Raw genomic sequence first — 25,754 nt, forward strand, 5'->3', positions numbered from 1 at the left:
CCGCCCGGTAGTTCTCGATACGTACGTTTACTCACGGGTACCCTTTTTTAGCCAAAGGTATTTGCGGCTTCTCTGCCTATTACGGGCCATGACACCGATCGAGATAGGGCTGATAGTTGCTGGGATCGTCCTCGCGTTCGCGGGTGCAGCGCTGTTCAAATACACGGTGACGCTGATCGGATTTCTGTCAGGTGCCGCAGGTGGTTACGCCATTGCTTCGTACCTCGCACTGGACCCGCTGATACTGGCGGGTGCAGCGCTGGTCGCCGGACTTGCTGGTGTTTTCCTTGCATTTACACTGATCACCACTGTCGCAACCATTCCGGGATTCCTGCTCGGCTCGTACGTCGCTGGGACGGCTGTCGGTCTGTCTGGATCGAACCTCGGCCTCGAACCAATCGGGATCACGATCTTCGGCGGCATCCTCGGTGCGGCGGCCGCCGGGCTCCTCTTCAAGAAGGTCCTGCCGATCCTGATGGCCTTTGTCGGCGCAGCACTGGTGACACAGGCCTGGACCGTCGAGGCGTTCTCTCAGGCAGCGTCTTCGCTCGATCCGTCGCCCGTGTTGTTCGATCCGACGCCAGCCTTTATCGCGGTTGTCGCCGTCGGGACGCTCAGCCAGTACGGCCTCGTGAAGCTTGGCTGGGCCAAGAAGCTCACCGTACCACTGGCACTGCTGTGGGCCCGAATTCGCGGCTCCGGCGAGCCGGTCGACGATTCCACGGAAGCGGATACGAGCGGCGAGCAGGGTGCGTCGCCGAGATGACCTGCTGACCGACGCTCGGTGCGCATCAAACGACTATCACCACCCGAAACCGATCGTATCGTATGCGCGTGTATGCCGCGATGCGCGACCGACTGTTCTCCGTTCGGACTGACGAGCCACGAGCCACCACACATCTCGTCGGACATGCGATCGAGTGCGTCGACGCAAACGATTCGTGGGCATTTTGCGGAACGTTCGAGTCGGGACTGTTTCGTCGCGACGATGAGGGATCGTGGGGACGCGTTGGGATGGAGACGCTGCCGGACTCCGTTACTGCCGTCGAACTCTCCCCGCACAATGTGGACGAACTGTGGGTTGGGACCGAGCCGAGCCGGGTGTTTCACTCCGTCGACGCGGGGGAGAGCTGGGAGCGACTCGACGGGCTGACCGAGCTTTCGTCCGCTGGAAGCTGGTCGTTCCCGCCACGACCGGAGACTCATCACGTCCGCTGGATCGAGCAGGATCCAAACGACGCGGGGCGTCTTTACGTCGGGGTCGAGGCGGGAGCGCTGGTGATCAGTCCAGACGGTGGCGAGAGCTGGATCGATCGGCCTGGCGGCTCTCGACTGGACAACCACCAGCTTGCAACCCACGCAGATACATCCGGACGCGTGTACTCGGCCGCCGGGGATGGCTACGCAGAGTCGGACGACTGGGGAGAGCACTGGACGCACCCACAGGACGGGCTTGGCCACCGCTACGTCTGGAGCGTCGCGGTTGATCCCGGGGATCCGGACACAGTCCTCGTTTCGGCGGCGTCGGGGGCAAGAGCAGCACACAGAACTCCCGAGTCCTATGTCTACCGTCGTCGTGGCGACGGTGAGTGGTCCCGAATCGGAGAAGCGGTGGTCGCCGAAAGTGGCCTTCCGACTGGAGAGGGGGTGTACCGCTACGTGCTGTCCCCGGGGGAGCGGCGCGGCGAGTTCTACGCGCTCTCGAATACGGGGCTGTTCCGATCGGATGATGCGGGCGTGACGTGGGATCGGATCGAGATGGGATGGCCGGACGAGTGTCAGGAGATGACGGCGCGCGGGCTGGCCGTGGTCGTGGAGTAGGGCGAACAGGCGACGAGCGGCTACCGCGGAGCGACGTGTCGCACACTTCTGGGGAAATCCCCGACGACGGAGAGCCGTCACGGATCGCTCCGGGCGGGTATCAGCGCATGGGCTGGATCGCCGCCCGATCGGTTATAAACTCGTGGGGGAGTGAAACGGGGAACCGTCACTCGTCCGCGGCAGGGATTTTTGTCCTGTCCCCGCGCCATTATCGTATGTATGTCCATCGACGCGCTCGAAGAGTACGGACTCGAGCAGATGAACGAAACGGAGATCGGGAACTTCCTCACAGCACAGGGTGTCGGCATCCTCGGACTACCGAACGAGCCGGTACCGTACCTCCTGCCGATGTCCTACGGCTTCGACGGCGATCGGCAGCTGTACTTCACGTACTTCGTTGGCCCAGGGAGTCGGAAGGACTCCCTGAGCGACAGGGCTGACGCGGCGAGCTTCCTCGTCTATCGAGCCGATTCGGCGTTCAGTTGGGAGAGCGTCCTGCTGGAGGGCCAAATCGAAGCGCTCTCTCCGTCGGAGTGGGAGGCGCTCGGGGACGCGACGGACGGTGGCTGGCGTCCCGAACTGTTCACTGCTGGATCGACGGAGGGCAATGTCAGCTTCTACGAGTTTACGATCGATGCCCAGACTGGCGTCAAACATACCGGGCTTCCGCCGGGATTCGAGCGGTGAGACCGACCCGCCACGGCGTCATCGCTGACACCAACGACTATTGTGACCCTCGTTGCCTGTTCTAGTGAGGGAGATACAATGCCAGTCGAAGACCTCGCACGGAGTGCTGTTGTAACCGCATCGCCGGATGCATCGATTCGGGAACTCGCGACAACGATGGACGACGAGGAGGTTGGTAGCGTCGTGATCACTGACAGCGAGACGCCAATTGGGATCGTCACCGATCGGGATCTGACCGTCCGCGTGCTGGCTGCGGAGCGCGATCCGAGTGCTCTCCGCGCCGAGGACGTCATGACGACCGAGCTATGCACGGTCGAGCGTACTGCCGGGTTCTACCGGGCTACCGAGCTGATGGCCCAGCACGGTGTGCGGCGCTTGCCCGTCTGTGATGGGGCCGGGGAACTGGTCGGTATCATCACGACGGACGACCTGAACGAACTGCTCGCCGACGAGCACGGTGAACTCGCGTCGGTAGTGCGTGCGCAACGACCGCCGTACTAGACCTTTTTCCGGCGGTCGACGAGAGAGTCAGTATGGACGTTGGTCTGACCGTCGGCGATTCGATCGCACGTACCGAGGCGACAGTCGAGGCATTCGATTTCGCCGAGTTCTCGATCGGGGAGGGCACTGATCCGGACGGGATCGACGCCGAGCGACTCGAACAGGCTCTCACTGAGACTGCTGCTGACCTCTGTGTCCACCTCCCATTTCAACAGGTCGTCGTAACGCCTGTTCCGGAGATCAACGAGGCGATCATCGACTACCAGAGCCGATTGCTGGAGTGGGCCGGGAAACAGGGGGCGCAGAAGGCGGTACTTCACGGCACGGCGAGGAATCCACACGATGTGGATCTCCGGGACGTGTTCGCCGACCAGCTGGAGGCGATCGGCCGCGCCGCCGCAAACGCAGACGTCGAACTCGTCGTCGAGAACGTCGGCCACCAGAAGCGGGGACTGCCGCTGACCGTCCTCGGCGATATCGCCCGGGAGACGGATACCTCGGTCTGTTTCGATGTCGGCCATGCGTATATGGAGGACGGCATGGATGGCGTCGACCGATTCCTCTCCCGCTACGACGATCTCGTGTCTCATCTCCACGTACACGATGCGCGGAGTCGTGGTGACACGCACTTGCCGATCGGGGCCGGGGAGATCGACTACGATATCGTGGCCGAAGAGCTCCCCGGGTACGATGGAACGGTCGCCGTCGAGGTGTTCACCGATGATGTGGGGCTGTTGAGCGATACCAGAGATCGGATCGAGCACCATCTCGCGGTGTGAGCGGCGACGGGAAAGACACCCCTCGAGCCGGAGCCACTGTACGGCGTCCTCGAAGAGCGCGGGTTGACACACGCTACAGAACTGGTCGACGAGGACCAGTGGCACATCGAAATCGAGCACGCCTGAAGAAAACACCGTCCACGAGTCACGTTTTCCCCAGCGAGCGAAGCGGACGGTGGTCAGTCGTCCACCCCAGCGTCCAGTAACCCAAACAGCGTGTCGAAGTCCTCGGGAAGGCCCCCACGAGCCTTCTCGATGTTGCCCGCCGGGACGTCCTCCGCGACGACTGCAATCACTTGCTGTGCATGGTAGTTAGCGTCGGGACGATCGACGCCCTCCCGTTCGGCGACCCGGTCGAGGAACTCGTCGTAGTCGAAGCGCTGGCCGTGTTCGGCCTCGATCAGGTACCGATCGATCTCCATCGGAAGCGGGCTTGCGAGATCCGTCGCTTCCCCTTCGGGCATCCGCTCGCCAAGCGTCACCAGGACCGCCCGTATCGCCCGGACGGCCTGTCCGAACTGCGCATACTCCAGTCGATGCTGTACCTGTCCGACGAATTCTTTGTAGTTCATAGCTGTGTCACACCATTGTGACATCGTGGCATACCACGGGAGCCAACTAAAACCTGATACCGGGACTTCGACTCCGCAGCGACGATAGTCGAACATAGCTTGCCGTCAGTACCGGTCGAAGTATCGATCCTGGATTTTCACGAAAAGCGCCATCAGCAGCGCGAACACCGCCGCCGAGACAAGGATCTGGGCCCAGTGAACAAGCTGGAGCGGTTCGACGTCGAATAGCAGCTGGCCGGTGGGCGTGTACAGTACGAGTAACTGGAGCGTGACCGCGATGCCGACGGCGAGGACGAGCCAGGAGTTCGAGAAGAGCCCGAGGTCGTACCGGAACCGAATTGCCTGGATCCGCACGATCTCCATGAGGACAAAGCCGGTGAACACCATCGTCTGGGCGAGATCCCGTCCCACGTCGTACCCTGGGCTCCAGCCGAATACGGCGTCCGTGACGTCGTATCCTGGGATCAACTCACCGTACAAGTTGAGCGTGAACAGCGGGAGCAGGCAAACGGTCATGAAGAGCGCGATCCCCACGATCGAGGCCAGAATCCGTCTCGTGATGACGCCCTCTTGGGGCGGTCGCGGGTCACGCTCCATGATGTCCTCTGCCGCGGGATCGACGCCCATCGTGAGCGCGGGGATACCGTCGGTGACGACGTTGATCCAGAGGACCTGAATCGGCGTGATGACCAGTCCGAGCCCCGCGAGCGTCCCTGTGAATATCATTGTCACCTCGCCGCCGTTACCCGAAAGGAGGTAGTTGACGAACTTGCGGACGTTGTCGAAGATCCGCCGGCCGCCCCGGACGGCGTTGCGGATCGTCGCAAAGTTGTCGTCGAGCAGGACGATGTCTGAGGCCTGTTCGGTGACGTCCGTGCCCCGAATGCCCATCGCCACGCCGACGTCGGCGTTCTTGACCGCCGGTGCGTCGTTGACGCCGTCGCCCGTCATCGCGACGGTGTGGCCCTTCGCCTGCAGCGTCTGGAGGATGCGCGTCTTGTGGTCCGGCGACGTCCGGGCGAAAATGTCGACGTCATCGACCATCTCCCGGAGCTTCTCGTCGCTCATCTCCTCCAGTTCGGGGCCCGTGATCACCCGCGTCGACCGGAGCCCGACCTCCTTGCCGACGGCGCGGGCGGTGACTGCGTTGTCGCCGGTAATCATCACCACGTTGATGCCAGCGTCGAGACAGCCCGCGATAGCGCCCGGAACCTCCGGCCGTGGGGGGTCGAGCATCCCCTGCAGGCCGAGAAAGACCATGGACTGTTCGAGCTCCTCGTTCGGCGTCTCGACCTGATCGTCGGGGACCTCCGGCCGGTAGGCAAAGCCCATCACGCGGAGGGCGTCCTCGGCGAACGACTCGTTGTGCGCTTCGATCTCGGCTCGTCGCTCGTCGGTCAGCTCGACGAGTTCACCGTCCACCAGTTCGCGGTCACACCGCTCGACCACGGTCTCTGGCGCACCCTTCATGTAGGCGACGGTGTTGCCGTCTGGCGTCCGGTGGACGGTCGTCATCCGCTTTCGCGCCGACGTGAAGTCGACCTCGCCAGTTCGGGGGTACTCCTCGGCAAGTTTCTTGTGGTCGAAGCCGGCCTTCTGGGCGGCGACGAAAAGCGAAATCTCCGTCGGATCGCCGAGGTAGGTCCGTTCGACGTCAGCGTTCGCGCCCGCCGCGCCATCCTCGACCCGGGCATCGGGACGGTCCGAGTCCCGTTCCCGGAGTCCGACGTCGACGTTGTTGCACAGCATTCCACACCGCAACACCTCGGCCACGCGCTCGTCGTCGACGGGGTCCCCCTCGTGACGGAACTCGCCGTCGGTGTCGTAGCCGGTTCCCGTCACCTCGTAGGTCTCGCGGTTGGCGACGATCCGCTGGACGGTCATCTCCTCCTCGGTGAGTGTGCCGGTCTTGTCCGTGCAGATGACGTCGACCGATCCCAGTGCCTCGACGATAGGAAGCCGGCGGACAAGCGCGTTTTGCTCGGCCATCCGCCTTGCCCCAAGCGCGAGCGAGAGTGTGACGACCGCTGGCAACCCTTCGGGAACCGCGGAGACGGCGATGCCGACCGCCGTCAGGAAGACCTGCAGCGGCGGGGTGTCGCCGATCACCAGTTCGCTGATCGCGATGACCGCAACCGCGCCGATCACACCCGCCGCGATGATCTTCCCCAGGCGGTCCATCTCGGCCTCGAACGGCGTGTCGCGCTCCTCGGCCTCTTCGAGGGCCGTCGCGATCTGGCCGATCTCGGATTCGGGCCCGGTCTCGACGACCACCGCGGTTCCCGACCCGCGCTGGACGACCGTATCCTTGAACAGCATGTTCTTGCGCTCGGCGAGCGCGGTCTCTTGGCCGATCTGACCGACCTCCTTCGAGACGCCGATGCTCTCGCCTGTCAGCGCCCCCTCGTCGACTCTCAGGTTTGACTCCTCGACGATGCGGGCATCCGCGGGGACGATGTCGCCCGACTCGACGAAAATCACGTCGCCGGGGACGACCTTCGTCGCGTCGATCTCGGTCTTCTCGCCCCCCCGTCTGACGAGCGCGTACGTCGTCGACATCTCCTGAAGCGCCTGAATGCTCTGCTCGGCGCGGTAATCCTGTAGGAAGCCAAAGACAGTGATAAACACGACCACACCGGCGATAACCCCAGCGTCGATCGTGTGCCCCACGATCGCCATCACCGCTGCAGCGACGATCAGCACCCAGATTAGTGCCGGTTTGTACTGGTTGATGAAGATCTGCAACAGTGAGACCCCTTCTTCGCTCTCGATCTCGTTGGGGCCGTACTCGTCGAGCCGACGCTGGGCCGTTTCGTTGTCCAGACCCTCTCGATCCGTCCCCAGCGCGTCGTATACGTCCTCCAGCTGGTGGACGTGCCAGTGCTCGTCGGCGTCCTGTTCGGAAGCGGAAACGGATTCTGAGCGTGACACGGATCTGTTCTGGCTCCAGTCCCGTCGAGTGGCTGTGCGTGACCGTGGCGGGGAGGATCGTGGAGGGGATCAGATGGCCCTCGTGAGGTTACTCGGTTGGCACTATCACGGTCTCCCTGTTAATCCCCCACGACGGTAGAATGAGATCGATCACAGATATGCGACGGGTGGGTGGGGCTGGTCGTGAGTACGGGCCATACACTTTCGTGCACTGACCCGGGTATCCGGCGACTTACACACGACCACTGGGACGCTGTCGTCAACAATCGCAGGTGGAGCCGAGACTGGATGGCACGTATATATGGCCAATGTATAAACAAAAATATAATACCGAAGAAGATCGGTCAGTAACTGAGCTTAAAGACGCTGGAAAACAGTCCCCTGACGGGCCCACGACACGAAGGGTTTGACCCGTAGATAGAGACCAGAGGCCGATGCATCGCCGTACGAACCTAGTAGCGATCGGAACAGCAGGCACTACAGCACTGGCAGGCTGCACGAACGACACCACCGGCGATCCCGATTGTTGGATCGAGACTGACGACGTGTCGGAAGTAGTCTCTGACGGGTGGGAGAACGTCGGCCACCAGAAGCGTGGACTCCCGCTGAGCGTTCTCGGCGACCTCGGTAGGGAGACGGATACGGCGGTCTGTTTCGACGTCGGCCATGCGTACATGGAGGATGGGATGGACGGCGGGTCGACCATATTGTTTGCAATGACAACGACAGCACGAGCTCAGAGAAGTACTGGAACGCGGTGACAGAACGGGACCACTCTGGGAAGACGAATCGCTTCCGACGGAGCGTCATCGGCGTGGCTCTACCGAGAGCCATCGTTTCTCGTCGTCGAGCGCTATCAGGAAGGAATGGGGCAAGCAGGGTGTAGTCGAAGCCGTTGCGTGTCTCTGGCAGACACATACGCGAAGAATCGTCCGCACCCCCCGATCAGGCCTCCCCGGAATATCAGTGCCGTATCGAGGCGGTACCGAAAAACTAGAGCGTGAATGGAATCAATTTGTTTCGAGGGGGTCAGACCCCGGTGGTCGAGGCCGTCGAATAACCCTGAATCAGTTGTCTTCTGACGTTTCGTCGACTTTCTTTTCGACCGTTTCCTCAACCTTTTCCTCGACGGTCTCTTCGACTTTCTTTTCGACCGTCTCCTCGACTTTCTCTTCGGCCGTTTCTTCAGCTGTTTCTTCGACTTTCTGCTCGACCGTCGCTTTGACCGTCTCGTCGGCCGTCTCCTCGACTTTCTGCTCGACCGTTTCTTTGACCTTCTCGTCGGCCGTCTCCTCGACTTTCTGCTCGACCGTTTCTTTGACCTTCTCGTCGGCCGTCTCCTCAACTTTCTGCTCGACCGTTTCTTTGACCTTTTCGTCGACTGTCTCCTCGACCCTCTGTTCGACTTTCTCGTCGACCGTATCTTCGACTTTCTCGTCGGCCGTCTCCTCGACTTTCTGCTCGACCGTTTCTTCGACCGTTTCTTCGACCGTTTCTTCGACTGTCTCCTCGACCTTCTTTTCGGTCGTTTCCTCGACCTTCTGCTCGACCGTTTCATCCACCGTCTCCTCCACTTTTTCGCCGACTGCATGCTGGACGTCTTCCTCGCGCGGCCGACGGTCGACACGCTGGTTCACCTCGTCGATCTGGTTCCGGACGTCGTCGACCTCTTCTTCGACCTGCTTTTCGACGCGCTCGGAGACTTTCTGCTCGACCTCTTCCTGGACCTGTCTGGTCATCCAGTCCGGATCAAACCGACCCATCTTCCAGACGACGTGGATGACATACGAGGCGATGATACCGAGGCCGAACGCGACGCCGGTCTCTGTGCCCACGAGTACAATAATAGCGATCGCCGCGAGCAAGAGGAGCCCGTAGGCCATGTCGACGAGAAAATCGATACGGTTCGGGTTCATTGTACACCACCAGTCAGGCAGGGATATGTTGAACTCATGGAACAGATTCTGTTTACAGTCTTTACTTCCCACAGATAGTAATAGTCGGTGATTCGTCGGGACTGAGCAGAACCGAAGGTTCTGCGAGGGTCGGAGCGGCGCTGCCGCTCCGGGATTTGAACCCGATGGCGAGACTCGCTACGAATCTCCAGCCCACCCCCACGGCGCTGCTCGACCATCCGGGCTTCCCGATCGTCGCGGCAGAACGAACAGATCGACGGGCGGGTTTGCCTGTCCGCGGGAACGTCCGGCCTGTACCGGAGCTGGTCGGCCTTGCCACAGTCCTTGCACTCGCCGAACCGGCTCATGCCGACCCCTCCTCTCCGGGAAGTGCCACGTCCTCCACATCCAGCACTTCGAGTTTCACATTCCGGCGCGTGCGCCGGAGCAACGTCGAGACCGTTCCGGGCTTCCGGTCGGTCTGGCGCGCGAACTCTAGAACGCCGGTCGTTCCCAGAGCCACCGCCTCGTAGGCCTCGCGTTCGGCGTCGGACAGGATACTTATTAGTCGGCGATTCCTCACTGCTCGTGCGATTTCTCGCAACCGAGGACATGGCCCCGGCGTCACTGATCGCAAACGAAGTGTTCCGGACGGTCTCGCCGGGCCACGTCAGCGAGCGACTGGCAAAGCTCGAACACGCCGGGCTGGTCCACCGCGCCGGAATGGATTCGTTCGATCTGACCTCCGAAGGCGAGCGGTATCTCGACGGCGACCTCGACGTCGAGTACCAGCCACGCCCGCGGCGGGTGTAGGCGTCGCTCGGTGGGCAAGGAGAGAGAAAGAGAGCGCGTTATCGATCTTCGACTTCGTACTCGAACAGCGTCGCCGACGTGTCGGTGTCGGCGCTGTTCCAGATCACGCTGATCTCGGTGCCGGGGTCGAGTTCATCGGGACTGCTCCCGCCGAAGTTGGCGTTATCAGCAGTGGTGAATCCATTTCCATCCGCGGCGATATAGAGCGAACTCTGTGATCGAAGTCCCTCGTCGGAGTCCGACCAGTCGGCACCCGTCTCGCTGACGGTCTCGCCGTTGACGACGACCGAGATCGTGTCGAGGTCCTCGATCGTGTTTCCGGACATGTGGTACACGCGAACGAACTGGTCGTGGTCCCCACCGTACTGTTCGGCGTCGAATCGGACGTCGGGTGATTCCTCGACATCGCCCGCGCTCTGGTAGAGGTCGATGGCGAAGATGCCGAGAACTGAGGCGAGGATTACGACTATCGCGACCAGCAAGATAGTGCCGATTACACTACTTTGTGCAGTATCGTTTGAAAGAAGTCGCGTCATGTTTTTTTCTGGGAACTGGAACTGGATGTGATCCAGCTTAGTTCACTTCGTAAGTCTGGAGGACGGATGAGTCGCCCCCGTCATCAGATTCCCAGACAATTCGAATTGTATCTCCGCTACTTAGCTCACTTGCGTCGGTTGGGTTATCGATCGTGAAGTCCGCATCGTTAGCGATCGTAACTTCATCGCCGCTACCACCAGCCGGGTCTATATCACCAGATGCGGCAATGGTAGCAGAGTTGCCGGCAGACACTTGGCCACCGTCATCGAAGATAGCATCAGCATTGCCGGGTGTGGCCTCGTCTCTGATCTCAAAAGCCTCATCTCCATTTACAGTTACTTCGAGGTTATTGTGATCAATCGAAGATCCTGACTGATGTGTGACTTCTACGACAGTTGCCACGCTAGGATCAGCGTTATCATCTATGGTGTCAAATTCTTCTGTACTTTGACTAAAGTCCCAACTCGCTTGGGGAACTGTCGACTGATCGTCGCCGATACCAATGACAAACGCTCCAATTACGGCGGCCAGAATTACGGTTATTGCCACCATTAAGATGACCCCTATGACTGGCGAGACCGCATTTTCTTGAGATGAGAAATTTTTGAAATTCATCATCTGCTTACTTCGTAGGTTGCAAGTACAGATGAGTCTCCACCACTATCAGACTCCCATACGACACGGATAGTTGGATCATCGTTGAGGTCATCACCGTCATTGTCGTTGGGAATCTCGAAAGTTGCGCCAGCACTTACTGGGTCACTACTCCAGCTTGGTGTCGTGAGTTCAACACCGTTGTTAGTCACGTCCAGATTCGACTCGTCAATCGAATCGCCAGCTGAATGAGTGATTGTCAAATCACCATCTTCTCCCTCGTCATCAAAATCAAAACTGGCCTGCGGAACAGCTTCTTGATCATCACCAATACCAATTACGAACGCACCAATCACAGCCGCGAGAATCACCGTGATTGCGACCATGAGTATAACACCGATAACCGGTGACACCGCACGTTCGTCGCCGTCCGTTTCGAATAGTTTTTTGAAATCCATAGTTTTCCTTAGTTTTCGTTGTTCGCGCCGACATCCAGCCAAAGGATTAATATCTTACACTTGAATGGTGTAAGATGAGGCAAGGGGTCGAGGGCTACAACACCCCTCCTCGCCTGTCCTTTCACGTGCTGTCGGCGTTACAGGTAGTAAGACAGCCACCCCTAATAAAACTTGAGCCAAATATGATGAACTACTACATAAATGGCACCTAATTAGCACGTATCTATAATAAAATGAATACTATCGGACTCTCGCCCAAAGCTCTCGCGCACCTACGACGTCCAGAACCGTTCGGACGCATGGGAGGCCGTAGAGGACTATCAACGGTATCTCGACGTCGCCGCCCAGAACCCAGACAGTGGCTCCAGCGCGCTCTCGTCGAAACTGGAGATGCCGCGCGGGCGGATCCGCTCGTGGGAGAACGGAGCAAAGCCCGACCCCGCCCGCGCCGTCGAGGTCGCCGAGCAACGCGACTGGTTCGGGAGTGTCGAGACCGACGAGTTCGCGGCGCTGAACCAGCTCGTCGCGTGGATCTTCTCCGGCGGGTCGATCTCCACGGACACCTACGCCCCGCATTTCGCCGTCGACGACGCGACCGAGTCACGGGTGACCGACGCGCTGGAGACGCTGGGGCTCGACTGGCGACGCGAGCGCGACGACGAGCCCGATCGGGCGACCGAGATTGTCCCCACGGAGCACGCCTCAATACTCGGGCGGGCGCTGTCGGTCCTCGGCGCACCGATCGGAGACAAGAACGACCACGCCGAGATCTCCCTGCCGGAGTACCTCGACGACGCCCCAGACGAGATCAGGGCCGAGTTCGTCGATGTTTACCTCCGGAACCGAGCCCAAAGTCACGACGACAAGGGAACGCTGACACTCCGGGAAGAACGCGCCGATCGCTACCTCCAGGAACTCGCGGCGCTCGTCGAGGACGTTGCCGGGGAACAGGTGACGGTCAGCGACAAGAACGTGATCCTTTCGGCCGCGGCGGCCAACGCGCTGTACGGGAATTCTCGGCCGTTTTGAGGTGTGCCTATCTGGATAATTCAGAACTGTATTTGGGAAACACAATTGATAAGTTAATTCCATCGCCATCTGCTGTCAGACACATAACCTATGGCAATTGCTGAATCCCATCGTGAGGTTGCGTCTACCCATACCGGCGAATCTGAACAAATAAAAACAGCATACAGAGAAACGGATTCAGACACGTTAGTCCTCACCGATCAACGGCTTCTCTTTATCGAGGATCAATCGGAGACCAAGCGAGAGACTCAATCGATTGAATCTATTTTTCTATCGAGCATTGATAGTGTCGAAGTCACATCACTTGGTCCTGAAGACATTGATACGGACAAATTGGCTAATGCGGCAGTTTTTGGCTTCGGAGCGTTGGGGTCGCTTGTGATGCTTGTAGGATTTTTTGATTCCTTGTCGCCCATTCAGATTATGGCGGTAATAGGAGTAGGGATTTTATTGGGCACGCTTGCTGTCGACCAGTATTACGACGCACATCAAACCGACGAGGGACATATTGAGATCGATATTCACACCACGAATAGTCTCTCTAACACCTCTGTCAAACTTCCATTGGACAAACAGAGTTTCGCTTCTGAGCTGAATAAGACTGTAGCTAACGACCGTCCGTAGTCGGTTTTAACTCCAGTTGAACACTCATGTACGACGGATAGAAGAACCGCGTCCGGAAATGAAGGGAAAGTCGGACGGATCCCGCCCCGATCACGACGGGAACCCCCACCAAAAACGACATTATCCCGCGTTGCCGTCCGGGTTCAGGCTACCCGGACATGAATCTGAAAGCCCACGCCCAACGCGACGACATGAAGGTCTGGCTCAGCCAGTCCGAAGTGAATCAACTGATCGACCAGGCGGACGGCACCCAGCAGCGGATCGCCTTCTCGCTCGGTGCTCGCTGCGGGCTCCGAAGCCACGAGGTCCTCGACGTCGCGCCGGAGCACGTCGTCGACACTGACGCCGGAACGATGCTCCGGGTCTGGCACGGGAAAGGCGACCAGTACCGCGAAACGCCGGTCCCGCGAGATCTCGCCACTACGATCCGCACGATCGACGACGTGCGCGACCAGAGCGCCAGCTCGTCGCTACTCGACATCACGTCGACGCGCTCACTTCGGCGGTGGATCCAGAACGCCGCCGATCGCCTCCAGGACGAAACCGGCGACGAGGGCTGGAACCATCTCGGATTTCACGATCTCCGGCGGACCTGGGCGACCGCGCTCGCCAGCGCGGACGTCGACGCTCTGCGACTGGGGCCGCTGGAACGATCTGGAGACGTTTCTGGAGCACTACCGTGGGACGTACTCGCCGGAAGCCCAACAGCGAGAACGAGGAAAGGTCGACTGGCTGTAACAGGCTACTGATACACGGTATCCCGTGTATCGATCTTCAGCACTCGGAGTTCATCGGCTTGCTTGTCCCAGTCGATAATTGCGCGCCGTTTCCCGATTCGCAGGGAGTAGTCGTCACGGCCTGACAGTGGTTTCAGGTGCCGGTCGGGGTTGTTCCCCGCTTCTTCAAGCTTCGACCGAATCCGATCTTCGATATCGTTCGGAAGCGATTCCAGTTTCTTCTGAACGTCGGGATGTAACAGAACCGTCGCCATTCGTCGTTACAGCTCTTCCCACTCGTCGGAGTCTTTTCGCGCGTTGACCTCGGCGGCAGTATCGACATCGAGTTCCGGGGCGACTTCGGCCCACCAGCCGACCGCTCGCGCACCGAGCTTCTTTCGACTCACCAGTCCCTTCTCGTCCATTGTTTCGAGTCGGTTCCGGACGCCTTCAGGTGTGATCCGCTTCCCGAAGCGCCGAAGCCCGTCAGCAACCTCCGGCGCGGTGAGAACCGGATCATCCTCGTAATCAAACACCTTCAGAATCTCCTGTTCCGAGACGGTCTCCTTGAACCGCCCTGCGTCATCTCTGCCTTGACTCATACATCGTCCAACGCGCCGACCACTCATAACCGTTTTGCACGAACCAACCGGATAGGACCAACTACAGATTCTCGACATACTCTGGTTAGTTAAGTTAGGAGATGGTACTACTGACAAATCATCAAAACACTACCGGTAAATCATATCCGGCGACGGAGCGAATACACTGCTCAATTGGTGTCTGGATCGTATAAAAAATAAACGCCCTATTGCGATTACCGAGCGTGCGGAGAGCATACGGACTCGTCGGGATGGTCGAACCCTTACGAGTCGCGTGGATTTGTGAATCATGGATCTATTTCGGAAGGTCTTGCTGACGGACTGCCATCTTCTCGCGTTCCGTCCGCGCGTCGTAGTGCTGATACAGAACGTCGAGCGAGACGTCCATCCGTTCGCTCACCGTCTCCGGTGCAGTTTCAGCGTTCAGGTGGTTCGTGATCGCTCCCCGGCGGACCGCGTGCGGTGATCGGGCGGACGGACACCTCGACGGAACCGCGTCACGTCCGCGAGCATCGCAGGTCTCCGGCGTCTCGTCGTGGGGGCAACTCGCGTACGTACACGGGTGCAGCGCTCGAATCACCCACTTGTATATCGATCCGCCGGAAGCTCGTGTTCCCATCTGCGTCGAGAACAGCGGGCGGCGACCGTGCTCGTCGGTAACTTCTGGTCGGTCGGGATTCGAGACGTAATCGTCGAGGATCTGGAACCAGCGCGGCCCCAGATACACCCAGCGTGTTCCGTCGTCGCCGTTCTTCAGTCCCGTTCCGGTCTCCGGACGGTGCTCGACGTAGACCGCGTTATCGTCACCGTCGAGATCGTTGACATCGATGGCGCGCGCTGCACCGCGACGCATCCCCGTCCGCCACAGCAGCGCAAGCAAGGCGTGATCTCGGCTGGCGTAGTGATGTCGGTCGTGATACTCCAGTGCACGCTTTGCCCGATCGGGCGAGAGAAACACATCTCGGGACTCGGCCCCGTCCGGCAGCTCCGGAGCGTGTAGCTTCTCGGCCAGTCCCTTCTCGACGGCTTCGATATCAGCCCACCATCGCAGGGCGACCCGAACGCTACTCAGCTGCTTCTGGAGCGTAATCGCCGCGACGTCGGAACGACGCCAGGCGACGAAGTCGGAGAGATCACGACCGGACAGTTCGTTCAGGTTGTGGATCTCCCGTTCATCGCACCACTCCAGAAACGCGTTCAAGCGCGTTCGTGTATTCTGTAACGAACTCTCCCGGATCGATGGCTCTCGGTGTCGGATGAATCGCTCGACGCCTTCTTCGGGAGAGAGGTGTTCCAGGTCCTCGCTCACGCGGATCCCTCCCCGACACTCGCCGCCGGAAAGTCGTCCTCGACGATCTGGTCTTTGAGCTGGTCGACCAGCCACTCGGCGTCAGCACGGCGGGCGGGACTCACCGAGTCGTCGACCTGCGCGACCGCGCTCGCCGGATCCTCGGCCGCGCCACTGGCGAGCTGGTAGGACGCCGCGCGGGCGATCGTCTGCACCCGCTTCCAGTGACGGTCGTCGAGCGGGTTCACTCGGACCCACCTTGGTTAGATCGACCACCGTCACTGACGAGTGTCGCCTGTTTGGTCGTCACATCGACGTCGATCTCTTCCGCGAGCGCTGTCCGAAGGATCTCGGAAAACACACTGTCCCGGCGTTCCGGTCCCGGCGTCGGGCGGCACTCCGCACAGACCCACAGGCCTGCGGCAACACCCTCGGAGAACTCGGGGGTTTTGATCCACACCCGGTCATCGGCAGTCACGTCACGACCGCAAAAATCGCAGTCGAGCGCGGTCATTGCGATCCCCTCCGTTCGGTCTCCGCGCCAGTCGAATCCTCTGTTCGAGCGAGTAGAAGCCGACCGAGGTCTCTCGCTCGCTCCGGATCCATCCTGTAATTGTCGTCGGGGGTCCGCAGGACAGGGGTATCCGTACCCTGGGGAGTGAAGACAGAGAGACCTACTGGGAGTTCCGGCGGGCGCTCAGGCTCCGTGTCTTGTGATCGACGGGGCGGATGGTGGCAGACGACTCCGTTGCCCTCGTTCAGCGGATCCTCGGCTCCGCAGTATACGCAGTAATTCGGATGCGCCCGAGGATAGAACGCCTCTCCGCACTCCCGGCACCGCGACTTGAGTACGGCGTCAGGATATCGCTCGTCGCTTCTGTCAGTACCTTTGGCGGATTCACTCGGCATGGTCCTCACCTCCGGCGTCGACGTGCGGGGGGATCTCCAGCCCACGCTCACGGCGCTGCTCGACCATCCGCGCCTCGCGATCGTCGCGACAGAACGAACAGATCGACGGGCGGGTTTGCTTGTCCGCGGGGACGTCCGGCTTGTACCGGAGCTGGTCAGCCTCGCCACAGTCGTCACACTCGCCGAACAGGCTCATGCCGACCCCTCCGTTTCGTCTCCGGGGAACGCCACTTCCTCGGCATCCAGCACTTCGAGTTTCACCTTCCGGCGGGCACGCCGGAGTAGCGTCGAGATCGTTCCCGGCTTCCGGTCGGTCTGGCGTGCGAACTCCCGGACCCCGCTGGTCCCGAGTTCGACCGCCTCGTAGGCTTCGAGTTCCGCCTCCGACAGGATCTCAAGGACGGGATACTTTTCAATCAGCGATTCATCGCTAGCCGTGCGGGCGTTTTCGCCCGTTTGAGTGGTTTCGTGCATAGGAGCACCCCGGAACCACCTTCTCCGGGTCGGCGTCCTAGCGCCGTCCCGGTATCCCACCACTTTCAGCTACGGGTGTAGCCAAGGCGGGGGTGGTCCCGTGAGACACACAAAGAACGTATCGTACATAAATGTACGGAATGTTCTAGAAACATCTTAACGTGTTTTGAATAACCCTACGTGATTGTTATATTGGTTGGGTGTATCTATGTACTCAATGAGACGGTCTGGTGCGTGGATGACGATCTGGGACGACCGGATCCTCGAAATTCTACGTGACGAGGACTCCGGCACGCCCTCGAAGCTCGCCGAACGCGAACAGATACGGGTCAAGCGGCCACAGGTCTCGCGACGACTCCAGAAACTCAGCGAGCGTGGGCTCGTGAAGCCGCTGGGGAACGGCGTTTATATTATCACCGAGAGGGGAGAGGGCTATCTCGACGGTGAGATCTCCACCTACGAGGACGAGCCCGACGAGATCAGGGAGAACGGCGGGGAGGAGAACGACGACGGCGTACCGTCACCAGGTGGTATCTGATGACTGGCCGGCACAACGCTGCCTGGATGAAACGCGAGGACGAACGCATCCTCGAATATCTCGGCTCCGAGGACATGGCGAGCGCACGACTGATCTCCCGCGAGGCGTTCCGGCAGGTCTCGGCGGGCCACGTCGCCGAACGACTGGCAAAGCTCGAATATGCCGGGCTGGTCCACCGCGTCGGGACCACCTCCTTCGAGCTGACCTGCGAGGGCGAGCGGTATCTCGCTGGCGATCTCGACGCCAAGCATCAACCCCGCCCGCGCCGAGTGTAGCTGTCGCTACGTGGGCTGGGAGAGAGTAGAAAGAGAGCGCGTTATCGATCCTCGACTTCGTACTCGAACAGCGTCGCCGACGTGTCGGCGTCGGCACTGCTCCAGATCACGCTGATCTCGGTGCCGGGGTCGAGTTCATCGGGACTGCTCCCGCCGAAGTCGGCGTTATCAGCAGTGGTGAATCCGCTTCCGTCCGCAGCGATGTACAGTGAACTCTGTGACCGAAGCCCCTCGTTGGAGTTCGACCAGTCGGCACCCGTCTCGCTGACGGTCTCGCCGTCGACGACGACCGAGATCGTGTCGAGGTCCCCGATCGTGTTTCCGGTCATGTGGTACATGCGGACGAACTGATCGTGATCCCCACCGTACTGTTCGGCGTCGAATCGGACATCGGGTGATTCCTCGACGTCGCCTGCGCTTTGGTACAGGTCTATTGCGAAGATACCGATTACTGACGCGAGTATGACGACTATCGCGACGAGAAGGATCGTACCAATGACTGATGATTGGGCACTGTCGTCTGAAAGAATGGAACGCATTGGTTGCTACTGAGGATCCGTCGGATTAGCCGACCTCGTAGTCAGACAGGACGGACGAATCGCCTCCATCGTCGGATGTCCAGACGATCCGGATGGTGTCACCAGATGTTAATAGCTCGCTATCTCCATCGAAGGTTTCACTATCTGATTTTGTATCGTCATATCCAACAACTCTGACACTCTGACCAGCACTAACAGAGCCTGTTCCATCCCAAAGACCAACTGTATCGGCCGCCGGACCGCTACCGTCACTATCCCAAGCAGTCTCTCCTTCGGCGGTGATTTCTAGATTACTTTCGTCAATAGTTGTTCCAGTACTGTGCGTGATTGTTACAGTTTTTGCATCCGACTCTGTACTTACAAATTCGATCTCTTCAGTTGTTTGGTCAAAATCCCAACTAGCCTGTGGAACTGTCGACTGATCATCGCCGATTCCGATAACAAATGCACCAATAACAGCTGCTAGAATCACCGTTATGGCGACCATTAATATGACCCCTATGACAGGCGATACAGCCGAATCGTCTACGAATATATTTTTGATATTCATAGTTTACTGGACTTCAAAGTCGAATAGTACAGACGAGTCACCGCCGTCATCAGAGGTCCACACTACTCGAATTGTTTCTCCTTCATTTAGGTCGTTATCGCCGCTATCGTCGTCATCTGTAATCGTATAGGTAGATCCTGCGCTTACTGGATCGCCAAACGGACTCAGACTGGAAGTACTAGTCACCCAGTCGTCGGCGTCATCGCCATCGATTGTAACCGCTAAGTTGCTTTCATCGATGGTGGCACCGGTCTGATGAGTAATCTCAACTTCAACATCTTCGCCGTTATCTACTTGATTATCTTGATTACTGTCCCAACTCGCTTGTGGGACGGTTGACTGATCGTCACCAATCCCAATCACGAACGCACCGATCACAGCCGCCAAAATTACTGTTATGGCGACCATAAGAATTACTCCGATAACCGGAGAAACAGCCCGTTCGTCGCCGTCTGTTTCGAATAGTTTTTTGAAATCCATAGTTTTCCTTAGTTTTCGTTGGTTGCGCCGACATGCGGCCAAAGGATTAATATCTTACACTTGCGTGGTGTAAGATGAGGCAAGGGGTCGAGGGCTACAACACCCCTCCTCGCCTGTCCTTTCGCGTGCTGTCGGCGTTACACGTAGGAAGACATCCACCCCTAATAAAACTTGAGCCAAATATGATGAACTACTACATAAATGGACCCTAATTAGCATGTGTCTATAATAAAATGAATACTACCGGACTATCGCCCAAAGCTCTCGCGCGCACCTACGACGTACAGAACCGTTCGGACGCATGGGAGGCCGTAGAGGACTACCAGCGGTATCTCGACGTCGCCGCCCAGAACCCAGACAGTGGCTCCAGCGCACTCTCGTCGAAACTGGAGATGCCGCGCGGGCGCATCCGCTCGTGGGAGAACGGAGCAAAGCCCGATCCCGCCCGCGCCGTCGAGGTCGCCGAGCACCGCGACTGGTTCGGCGGCCCCGAAACTGACGAGTTCGCGGCGCTGAACCAGCTCGTCGCGTGGATCTTCTCCGGGGGGTCGATCTCCTCGGAGACCTTCGTCCCGCATTTCGCCGTCGACGACGCGACCGAGTCACGGGTGACCGACGCGCTGGAGACGCTGGGGCTCGACTGGCGACGCGAGCGCGCCGACGAGTCGGACCGGGCCACCGAGATCGTGCCCACGGACCACGCCAGCGTACTCGGGCGGGCGCTGGTCGTCCTCGGCGCGCCTCAGGGCGAAAAGAGCGACCAATCGGCGTTCTCGCTGCCGGAGTATCTCGACAACGCGCCGGACGAGATCCGCGCCGAGTTTGTCGACGTCTACATTCGGAACCGCTACACGGACCACGACCGGCTGGTGATGGGCTTTCGAGAGCAACGATCCAAAGCGTACCTGCAGGAGCTGGCGAGCCTGATCGAAGACGTCGCCGGCGAGTCGGTTACCGTCAGCGAGAAGAACATCTACCTTTCAGCTGAGGCGGCCGATGCTCTATACGGGAACTCCCGGCCATTTTGATCAGGCTTATTGACTAAATAACGAGATTACTCGTTCGGCGCAGTACTGGTGCTAATTGTGGCAGAATCGCTCTCGTCCGCAGAGACCCATTCAAGCGTTATTGTCTCCCCTGACCATTCTTCCCCGACTGCACTATGAGAGCCGAGGTCAAACTGACTTCCAGCTGAGACGGTCGGATTCGACTCAGTGACCCAATCTTCAGATTCTCCATTAATGATGACTTCCAGAGAGTCTGGCTCTTCAACCGAATCTCCACTTGAATGAGTTAGTGCCCCTTCGCCACTATTCTCGAAATCAAAGTCTATAGCCATTTGTGGGACAGTTGATTCGGTTGTCGAATCATTTTCTTCTTCATTATTCCCAGAGTTTTCATCTTCATTTTCATCTCCTTCATCAGCACCGAGGCAACCGCTGAGAACTGATACTGCAACACTTGAAGCGAGTATTTTTCTTCGACTTGTGACGCTGTTAGCCATGGCCAGTGATTTTTACCCCTGTCCAATAAATGACTAGTTCTTCTGTTGAGAACTCGTCCGGAAAGAGAGGGAAAGTCGGACGGATCCCGCCCCGATCACGCCGGGAAACCCCACCAAAAACGACATTACCCCCCGCGTTGCCGTCCGGGTTACAGGCTACCCGGACATGAATCTGAAAGCCCACTCCCAACGCGACGACATGAAGGTCTGGCTCAGCCAGTCCGAAGTGAACCAACTGATCGATCAGGCGGACGGCACCCAGCAGCGGATCGCCTTCTCGCTCGGCGCTCGGTGCGGGCTTCGAAGCCACGAGGTCCTCGACGTCGCGCCGGAGCACGTCGTCGACACTGACGCCGGAACGATGCTCCGTGTCTGGCATGGAAAAGGCGACCAGTATCGGGAGACACCGGTGCCGCGGGATCTCGCGACGACCATCCGCACGATCGACGACGTGCGCGACGCCAGCGCCAACTCGTCGCTGCTCGACATCACGTCGACGCGCTCGCTTCGGCGGTGGATCCAGAACGCCGCCGATCGCCTCCAGGACGAAACCGATGACGAGGGGTGGAACCATCTCGGCTTTCACGATCTCCGGCGTACCTGGGCGACCGCGCTCGCCAGCGCCGACGTCGACGCCCTGCTGGTCTGCGACTGGGGCGGGTGGAACGATCTGGAGACGTTTCTCGAACACTACCGCGGGACGTACTCGCCGGAAGCCCAACAGCGAGAAAGAGGGAAAGTCGGCTGGTTATGAGACATCGAATGAACTTTTGATCACCTTACTCAATTCCCCTTCTATGACTGAAGAAAGTGGATTCTATTGCAGTTGGTGTGACCAATTCGAAGACCCAGAAAACCTGTCTTTAGACGAAAGGCAAGACCAACTCAAAGAGCACTATCTGGAGTCCCATGAAGAGAAGCTGAAGGAGATGCGGGACAAGAACTTTGACCAGAGCCTTGCCTATTTTGCGGGAATGGAAGCCTCGAACAAACCGACTGCCGACGTGGAGCTGGATCTTTAGAGATCCTCGACCACTTCGACGGTCCACTTCCCAGGTCCTTCGCGTCGGATATGCGCGTGTTGCTCGCCGTCGATCTCGCCGTTCTCGTCGATCAGCCCGTCAAGCCGGAGATCGTCTTTCGGGATCGTCACACCGGCACTATTCGAGTCGAGCTGTCGGAGTTTGTTGACTGCCATAACTGAGCGGGCAACGTACGGTCTAATAAAAGTGGTGTAACCAGAGGGTAAACGGTGGTCAAACCAAGGAAATCCTAAGTTTTTCCGCGGCACGCGTGGCCGGTCTCGTCGCAATGTCCTATGCAAACTGGATCCCTGACGGGGTCCGACGAGAAGACGGCATCGACCTGATCGACGCGGTACTCGCTCCGCTGTTCGTGCTGGCGAGTTTTAGCACGGCCGCGGTCGGCTCGCTCGAGCTGTACGATCCGATCAACTGGGGCTTCGAAGACATCCTGTACGCCGCGGGTGGCTCCGAGATCACCCTCGGCTTCGTCGTGACCATGATCACGATCGTCACCGCCTGGGTGACCAACGGCCAGACGAGCGTCGACGACTTCACCGACGTCGAAACGATCACGCTCCTGCTGGCGATCGTGCTGAACGTCAGTATGGCGCTGGTCCCACTGGTCTCGAACACGGTCGAAGCGCAGTGGTTCCTCGGCTGGTTCCTGGTCATGCTCAACGGCGCCGCGTTCTACCTGATCGCCTACAAGTGAGGTCCCAAGTATGAGTACACAACCAACTGACGACGAGAGCCCACCGCCCACGCCCACGGCCCACCGCTCAGAGGGGGGTCCGATTCCGAGCACCGTGCTCGACCGCCGGACGTTCCTCCGCGGGACCGCGGCGGCCGGCGGGACTGCACTCGCTGCGGGGACGGCTACAGCTGACGACGAGGACGACGGCGTCCAGGGCGATGAGATCGACGAGGATCTCGACGAGGACTTCTGGATCACCACCGACGGCGGCAATGATCCTCGGGACCTATCGTCCGGGCTACTGTTCGCCGCGTCACCGCCTGCGTGGGTGCTCTGGCAAGGTGTAGATCTCCTCGGCGAATATATCTGGGGTCCCGATCAAGACGACCTCGAAAGCGCCGAGGCCGCCACTCTCTGGATGGAAGCACGGGATGCACAGCAGGCACTCTATAACTTCGAGGCGATGCTGTCGAACCGCCTCACTGACGCCCAAACTATCGCCAACATCGAGGCCCGCCACGGGATCGCCTCGGGATGGGAAGACGGCGAGGCAGCGAGTGACGCTTACGCTCGCGCTCTCGAACGTATTCGGGGCTACTACGAACCCATCGAGGCGAACCACTGGGAGATCGGCGTGTTCACCATGGTCCAACTCGGTTTCATCGCCGAAGCTGGGACTGACGAGGACCAACTACCCGAGGAAAATGGTTGGGCAACTGCTCTTGCCGATTACGACGGCACCGACGAGCACGTCTTTTGCCGACCAACCAACGAGGAATGGGTCGCCGACTCCGACGCCGACGACTACGACGGTCCGGTCGAATCCGCCGACCTGCACAACGGCTACGGCTACCAGCTATCATACTACACGAAGATGCGCTTCTTCACCTCTGGGGGTGATAGCTACGAGGTCCCCTTCTCCGAGTTCATCAATTCGTGGGACGAAACTGCCGGAGAGGTCGTCATCCAGGGGGACAACCACGAATGGACCACAAACGGCCAGTTCACCACTCCGAACGTCCCTGAAATCGACGAGTCGGGGTTAATCGCATTTGAGACCGAGGAGTACGTCAAACACTTCGACACCATCGAGGAGCAGAGCGACGAGATCGTCGCCAACTACGATACTGAGTTCGTCCAGCAGCTATTCGACGGCCTCGACGACGGCACGATCGACGCCTCGCAAGTCCGTGGTGTCGAAGGTCAGGCGCGTTTCATGTCGGGATCGACCGACGCAACAGAGCACCGGTACCGCCTCTCGCTCCTGCAAATCCTCGGCCTCGATCAGTCTGACCTTTCTGAAATTGCCAGTATGGTGATTTCTTACGATGGGTTTACTGATCGGACTTTTGAGAGCACCGACGGCGGCGACCGCCAGCAGGTCCTACTCGACGAAACTGAGGAAACACAGACCTACGAGGGTCAACTATTCGCCCGTGAAACCCCTGCCGATGGATTTCAGTCTGGCGGCGAATACCTCGCCGGACAGTACTACTTCAGACAGTCGAACGACGACGACACTGTGACACTTCACACCTTCGACGGCGAAGAACTCTGGAGCCACGATACTGGTGGTCTTGAGGATATGGTGTATTCTCCCGAAGATCGCGCGATATACGTCTGCTACGACACTACCGTCGAACGGATTAACGCCGCTGACGGTACACTCGACTGGCAAGAAGACTACGCCAACGATTTCGTCCGCCACCTTTGCGTGATGGAAGACGGTCATCTAATGGCGTCCGGTTACCTATCCGACGACCCGATTCTCAAAATTGATCGGGAAACTGCCGACGTGGTCGATGAACAAAGCGTATCGTTCAATCCTGACGGTCTGTTCGCAAACCCCGATGGGACTGAGTTCGCAACTGGTGGAAACGACGAAATTACCATCTACGACGGTGATTTCGAGACTGTAGCCACCGTAGCAAACGGACTCCGTGAGGGCTCTGCATCTCCTGACGGGGATTACCTCTACACAGTTGACCAAGACACCGACGACCTCGTCAAGTATGAGTGGTCTACGCTTGACGAAGTGTGGTCTGTAAACCACTTCACCGACCGGATCGACGACCTCGACGCAGGGCATGATGTTGTCGCCGCTTGCAATGGCGACGGCTACGTTTTCACTGTCGATACCGCTGACGGTGAAATCAACTCGCAAAACCAGTTCGGCACGAATAATATCAGGGCTGTCTCGCTCCGGTACGATGAATCCCACTTCATCGCCGAGGATTACAGCGATGATGTGAGTCGGATCCTCGACGTGGACACTGCTGACGTAACCAGCATATTCAAAGAAAACAATCAACCGGCGACCGGATTCTCTGTTCCGTCTCCAAACGCCGCAGATGTTGACGGTCTTGTCGATGGTGCGCTCATGTATGATGCACTCGACTCCGGCGAGATCGAACTGCCACTCGGGACGTTTACGCTGGACGAGATGACGGACTCGGACGGCGAAGAGATCTCGCCGATCACCGACCAGACGATCACCGACATCGAGGCGCAAGCCGACCGCGACATCGAGGACATCGTGGCCGACATCGAGGAGATCGAGAGCGTCGACGACATCACTGACCTCAACGACCTGAACCTGATCCTCGAAGCCGAAGAACTCGACGGGGGCGAGATCGAGACGGACTCGACCGACTGGTCGGCTCCCGACTACGATTCGATGGATAACGAGGAGTACGGTATCCAGATCTCCGAAGTCGGCGATTACATCATTGAGGAAACGGACCTGTATAGCGACGATGACGACGACGGGGGCGACTGGTGGCCGTCTGTCTCGGGGCCGGACTTCGGCGGCGACGGCTTCGGTGCCCAACTCGCCGGGCTCGCCGTGATCGCCGCGATCGTGGTCTCGGTAATCTGGTCGGTCGTGAGTGACGCCGTTCCGTTCATCGGTAACTGACC

The 25,754-nt window shown here is 59.2% G+C and carries 34 protein-coding genes and 2 pseudogenes; 17 read left to right on the plus strand and 19 right to left on the minus strand.

Translation table 11 applies throughout. The features are described 5' to 3' along the window. The first annotated feature begins 88 nt into the window (after positions 1-88). The 5 genes from AArcSt11_RS02640 to AArcSt11_RS02660 all read left to right on the plus strand — a co-directional run bounded on the left by AArcSt11_RS02640 (position 89) and on the right by AArcSt11_RS02660 (position 3,788). A complete protein-coding gene (locus tag AArcSt11_RS02640; RefSeq protein ID WP_250594342.1) occupies positions 89-766 on the plus strand; it encodes a hypothetical protein in 678 nt (225 codons plus the stop codon). 62 nt (positions 767-828) lie between these two features. Then, positions 829-1,821 carry a WD40/YVTN/BNR-like repeat-containing protein gene (locus AArcSt11_RS02645; protein WP_250594344.1) on the plus strand — a complete coding sequence of 331 codons (993 nt, stop codon included), beginning with the start codon at positions 829-831 and terminating at the stop codon, positions 1,819-1,821. Positions 1,822-2,040: 219 nt separating this feature from the next. Continuing rightward, positions 2,041-2,508 (plus strand): pyridoxamine 5'-phosphate oxidase family protein, encoded by a 468-nt coding sequence (locus AArcSt11_RS02650; RefSeq protein WP_250594346.1) that lies wholly within the window; start codon positions 2,041-2,043, stop codon positions 2,506-2,508. Between the two features lie 78 nt (positions 2,509-2,586). Continuing rightward, the gene (locus AArcSt11_RS02655; RefSeq protein WP_250594348.1) at positions 2,587-3,009 is read left to right on the plus strand and encodes a CBS domain-containing protein; all 423 of its coding nucleotides are present in this window, start codon (positions 2,587-2,589) and stop codon (positions 3,007-3,009) included. A 32-nt stretch (positions 3,010-3,041) separates the two neighbouring features. Beyond that, positions 3,042-3,788 (plus strand): sugar phosphate isomerase/epimerase family protein, encoded by a 747-nt coding sequence (locus AArcSt11_RS02660; RefSeq protein ID WP_250594350.1) that lies wholly within the window; start codon positions 3,042-3,044, stop codon positions 3,786-3,788. Positions 3,789-3,967: 179 nt separating this feature from the next. On the opposite strand, the gene AArcSt11_RS02665 is transcribed toward AArcSt11_RS02660, so the two are convergent. Together AArcSt11_RS02665 and AArcSt11_RS02670 are read right to left on the minus strand one after the other, a co-directional pair. Beyond that, positions 3,968-4,360 (minus strand): DUF2267 domain-containing protein, encoded by a 393-nt coding sequence (locus tag AArcSt11_RS02665; RefSeq protein WP_250594352.1) that lies wholly within the window; start codon positions 4,358-4,360, stop codon positions 3,968-3,970. 105 nt (positions 4,361-4,465) lie between these two features. After that, positions 4,466-7,291, minus strand: a complete 2,826-nt coding sequence (locus AArcSt11_RS02670) for a cation-translocating P-type ATPase (protein ID WP_250594354.1) — start codon at positions 7,289-7,291, stop codon at positions 4,466-4,468. Between the two features lie 572 nt (positions 7,292-7,863). Between AArcSt11_RS02670 and AArcSt11_RS17040 the strand changes: the two are divergent. Further along, positions 7,864-7,983 (plus strand): annotated as a pseudogene (locus AArcSt11_RS17040) (sugar phosphate isomerase/epimerase family protein); the annotation flags it as partial. A gap of 375 nt (positions 7,984-8,358) precedes the next feature. On the opposite strand, the gene AArcSt11_RS02680 reads toward AArcSt11_RS17040, so the two are convergent. Together AArcSt11_RS02680 and AArcSt11_RS02685 are read right to left on the minus strand one after the other, a co-directional pair. Beyond that, positions 8,359-9,207 (minus strand): hypothetical protein, encoded by an 849-nt coding sequence (locus AArcSt11_RS02680; protein ID WP_250594359.1) that lies wholly within the window; start codon positions 9,205-9,207, stop codon positions 8,359-8,361. 343 nt (positions 9,208-9,550) lie between these two features. Then, positions 9,551-9,769: a hypothetical protein gene (locus AArcSt11_RS02685; protein ID WP_353617658.1), complete on the minus strand. Its 219-nt coding sequence runs from the start codon at positions 9,767-9,769 to the stop codon at positions 9,551-9,553. A 5-nt stretch (positions 9,770-9,774) separates the two neighbouring features. Between AArcSt11_RS02685 and AArcSt11_RS02690 the strand changes: the two genes are divergently transcribed. Next, positions 9,775-9,999 carry a MarR family transcriptional regulator gene (locus AArcSt11_RS02690; RefSeq protein ID WP_250594363.1) on the plus strand — a complete coding sequence of 75 codons (225 nt, stop codon included), beginning with the start codon at positions 9,775-9,777 and terminating at the stop codon, positions 9,997-9,999. A gap of 38 nt (positions 10,000-10,037) precedes the next feature. Here AArcSt11_RS02690 and AArcSt11_RS02695 read toward each other — a convergent pair whose 3' ends face one another. The 3 genes from AArcSt11_RS02695 to AArcSt11_RS02705 are packed head-to-tail and all read right to left on the minus strand — an operon-like array spanning position 10,038 to position 11,588. Then, the gene (locus tag AArcSt11_RS02695) at positions 10,038-10,535 is read right to left on the minus strand and encodes a type IV pilin domain-containing protein (protein ID WP_250594365.1); all 498 of its coding nucleotides are present in this window, start codon (positions 10,533-10,535) and stop codon (positions 10,038-10,040) included. Between the two features lie 37 nt (positions 10,536-10,572). Next, positions 10,573-11,151: a type IV pilin domain-containing protein gene (locus AArcSt11_RS02700; protein WP_434803490.1), complete on the minus strand. Its 579-nt coding sequence runs from the start codon at positions 11,149-11,151 to the stop codon at positions 10,573-10,575. Next, the gene (locus AArcSt11_RS02705) at positions 11,151-11,588 is read right to left on the minus strand and encodes a type IV pilin domain-containing protein (RefSeq protein ID WP_250594369.1); all 438 of its coding nucleotides are present in this window, start codon (positions 11,586-11,588) and stop codon (positions 11,151-11,153) included. The genes AArcSt11_RS02700 and AArcSt11_RS02705 overlap by 1 nt, the downstream gene beginning before the upstream one ends. A gap of 390 nt (positions 11,589-11,978) precedes the next feature. Between AArcSt11_RS02705 and AArcSt11_RS02710 the strand changes: the two genes are divergently transcribed. The 3 genes and pseudogenes from AArcSt11_RS02710 to AArcSt11_RS02720 all read left to right on the plus strand — a co-directional run bounded on the left by AArcSt11_RS02710 (position 11,979) and on the right by AArcSt11_RS02720 (position 13,979). Beyond that, the gene (locus AArcSt11_RS02710) at positions 11,979-12,617 is read left to right on the plus strand and encodes a hypothetical protein (RefSeq protein WP_250594371.1); all 639 of its coding nucleotides are present in this window, start codon (positions 11,979-11,981) and stop codon (positions 12,615-12,617) included. Between the two features lie 90 nt (positions 12,618-12,707). After that, on the plus strand, positions 12,708-13,241 hold the full coding sequence (locus AArcSt11_RS02715; RefSeq protein ID WP_250594373.1) for a hypothetical protein: 534 nt from the start codon (positions 12,708-12,710) through the stop codon (positions 13,239-13,241). 158 nt (positions 13,242-13,399) lie between these two features. After that, positions 13,400-13,979, plus strand: a pseudogene (locus tag AArcSt11_RS02720) (tyrosine-type recombinase/integrase). A gap of 4 nt (positions 13,980-13,983) precedes the next feature. Here AArcSt11_RS02720 and AArcSt11_RS02725 read toward each other — a convergent pair. The 7 genes from AArcSt11_RS02725 to AArcSt11_RS02755 form a co-directional block, all read right to left on the minus strand. Beyond that, positions 13,984-14,232: a type II toxin-antitoxin system RelE family toxin gene (locus AArcSt11_RS02725; protein ID WP_250594377.1), complete on the minus strand. Its 249-nt coding sequence runs from the start codon at positions 14,230-14,232 to the stop codon at positions 13,984-13,986. A gap of 6 nt (positions 14,233-14,238) precedes the next feature. Further along, positions 14,239-14,559 (minus strand): winged-helix domain-containing protein, encoded by a 321-nt coding sequence (locus AArcSt11_RS02730; RefSeq protein WP_250594379.1) that lies wholly within the window; start codon positions 14,557-14,559, stop codon positions 14,239-14,241. 295 nt (positions 14,560-14,854) lie between these two features. Then, complete coding sequence (locus tag AArcSt11_RS02735) at positions 14,855-15,868, minus strand: tyrosine-type recombinase/integrase (protein ID WP_250594381.1); 1,014 nt, start codon at positions 15,866-15,868, stop codon at positions 14,855-14,857. Then, entirely contained in the window at positions 15,865-16,095 is a 231-nt protein-coding gene (locus AArcSt11_RS02740; protein ID WP_250594383.1) for a hypothetical protein, read from the minus strand. Before AArcSt11_RS02740 ends, AArcSt11_RS02735 begins: the two co-directional genes overlap by 4 nt. Continuing rightward, positions 16,092-16,361 carry a hypothetical protein gene (locus AArcSt11_RS02745; RefSeq protein WP_250594385.1) on the minus strand — a complete coding sequence of 90 codons (270 nt, stop codon included), beginning with the start codon at positions 16,359-16,361 and terminating at the stop codon, positions 16,092-16,094. The genes AArcSt11_RS02740 and AArcSt11_RS02745 overlap by 4 nt, the downstream gene beginning before the upstream one ends. A 384-nt stretch (positions 16,362-16,745) precedes the next feature. Continuing rightward, the gene (locus AArcSt11_RS02750) at positions 16,746-16,952 is read right to left on the minus strand and encodes a hypothetical protein (RefSeq protein WP_250594387.1); all 207 of its coding nucleotides are present in this window, start codon (positions 16,950-16,952) and stop codon (positions 16,746-16,748) included. Then, positions 16,949-17,230: a hypothetical protein gene (locus tag AArcSt11_RS02755; RefSeq protein WP_353617659.1), complete on the minus strand. Its 282-nt coding sequence runs from the start codon at positions 17,228-17,230 to the stop codon at positions 16,949-16,951. Before AArcSt11_RS02755 ends, AArcSt11_RS02750 begins: the two co-directional genes overlap by 4 nt. A 217-nt stretch (positions 17,231-17,447) precedes the next feature. Here AArcSt11_RS02755 and AArcSt11_RS02760 point away from each other — a divergent pair, with 217 nt between their 5' ends. Beyond that, on the plus strand, positions 17,448-17,768 hold the full coding sequence (locus AArcSt11_RS02760; RefSeq protein WP_250594389.1) for a helix-turn-helix domain-containing protein: 321 nt from the start codon (positions 17,448-17,450) through the stop codon (positions 17,766-17,768). Beyond that, on the plus strand, positions 17,768-18,043 hold the full coding sequence (locus AArcSt11_RS02765) for a hypothetical protein (RefSeq protein WP_250594391.1): 276 nt from the start codon (positions 17,768-17,770) through the stop codon (positions 18,041-18,043). The genes AArcSt11_RS02760 and AArcSt11_RS02765 overlap by 1 nt, the downstream gene beginning before the upstream one ends. Before the next feature lie 41 nt (positions 18,044-18,084). Here the strand turns inward: AArcSt11_RS02765 and AArcSt11_RS02770 are convergent, their stop codons facing one another. From AArcSt11_RS02770 to AArcSt11_RS02780, 3 genes are read right to left on the minus strand one after another with little or no spacing between them, the layout of a single operon-like run. After that, positions 18,085-18,582, minus strand: a complete 498-nt coding sequence (locus AArcSt11_RS02770; protein ID WP_250594393.1) for a type IV pilin domain-containing protein — start codon at positions 18,580-18,582, stop codon at positions 18,085-18,087. Positions 18,583-18,607: 25 nt separating this feature from the next. Continuing rightward, on the minus strand, positions 18,608-19,132 hold the full coding sequence (locus AArcSt11_RS02775; RefSeq protein ID WP_250594395.1) for a type IV pilin domain-containing protein: 525 nt from the start codon (positions 19,130-19,132) through the stop codon (positions 18,608-18,610). Between the two features lie 3 nt (positions 19,133-19,135). Then, a complete protein-coding gene (locus tag AArcSt11_RS02780; RefSeq protein WP_250594397.1) occupies positions 19,136-19,612 on the minus strand; it encodes a type IV pilin domain-containing protein in 477 nt (158 codons plus the stop codon). A 233-nt stretch (positions 19,613-19,845) separates the two neighbouring features. Between AArcSt11_RS02780 and AArcSt11_RS02785 the strand changes: the two genes are divergently transcribed. Continuing rightward, positions 19,846-20,640 carry a hypothetical protein gene (locus AArcSt11_RS02785; RefSeq protein ID WP_250594399.1) on the plus strand — a complete coding sequence of 265 codons (795 nt, stop codon included), beginning with the start codon at positions 19,846-19,848 and terminating at the stop codon, positions 20,638-20,640. A 26-nt stretch (positions 20,641-20,666) separates the two neighbouring features. Here the strand turns inward: AArcSt11_RS02785 and AArcSt11_RS02790 are convergent, their stop codons facing one another. Then, the gene (locus AArcSt11_RS02790) at positions 20,667-21,116 is read right to left on the minus strand and encodes a hypothetical protein (RefSeq protein ID WP_250594401.1); all 450 of its coding nucleotides are present in this window, start codon (positions 21,114-21,116) and stop codon (positions 20,667-20,669) included. 166 nt (positions 21,117-21,282) lie between these two features. Here AArcSt11_RS02790 and AArcSt11_RS02795 point away from each other — a divergent pair, with 166 nt between their 5' ends. Continuing rightward, entirely contained in the window at positions 21,283-21,870 is a 588-nt protein-coding gene (locus tag AArcSt11_RS02795; protein ID WP_250594403.1) for a tyrosine-type recombinase/integrase, read from the plus strand. 43 nt (positions 21,871-21,913) lie between these two features. Continuing rightward, positions 21,914-22,138: a hypothetical protein gene (locus AArcSt11_RS02800; RefSeq protein ID WP_250594405.1), complete on the plus strand. Its 225-nt coding sequence runs from the start codon at positions 21,914-21,916 to the stop codon at positions 22,136-22,138. Here AArcSt11_RS02800 and AArcSt11_RS02805 read toward each other — a convergent pair. Then, positions 22,135-22,314 (minus strand): DUF8053 family protein, encoded by a 180-nt coding sequence (locus AArcSt11_RS02805; RefSeq protein WP_250594407.1) that lies wholly within the window; start codon positions 22,312-22,314, stop codon positions 22,135-22,137. The two genes, AArcSt11_RS02800 and AArcSt11_RS02805, sit on opposite strands and share 4 nt — an antisense overlap. Positions 22,315-22,427: 113 nt before the next feature. Between AArcSt11_RS02805 and AArcSt11_RS02810 the strand changes: the two genes are divergently transcribed. Next, positions 22,428-22,853: a DUF8023 family protein gene (locus AArcSt11_RS02810; protein ID WP_250594409.1), complete on the plus strand. Its 426-nt coding sequence runs from the start codon at positions 22,428-22,430 to the stop codon at positions 22,851-22,853. A 10-nt stretch (positions 22,854-22,863) separates the two neighbouring features. Continuing rightward, positions 22,864-25,752: a WD40 repeat domain-containing protein gene (locus AArcSt11_RS02815; protein WP_250594411.1), complete on the plus strand. Its 2,889-nt coding sequence runs from the start codon at positions 22,864-22,866 to the stop codon at positions 25,750-25,752. The last annotated feature ends 2 nt before the right edge of the window (positions 25,753-25,754 follow it).

The sequence above is a fragment of the Natranaeroarchaeum aerophilus genome (genome assembly GCF_023638055.1).
In the GTDB taxonomy this organism is placed as follows: domain Archaea; phylum Halobacteriota; class Halobacteria; order Halobacteriales; family Natronoarchaeaceae; genus Natranaeroarchaeum; species Natranaeroarchaeum aerophilum.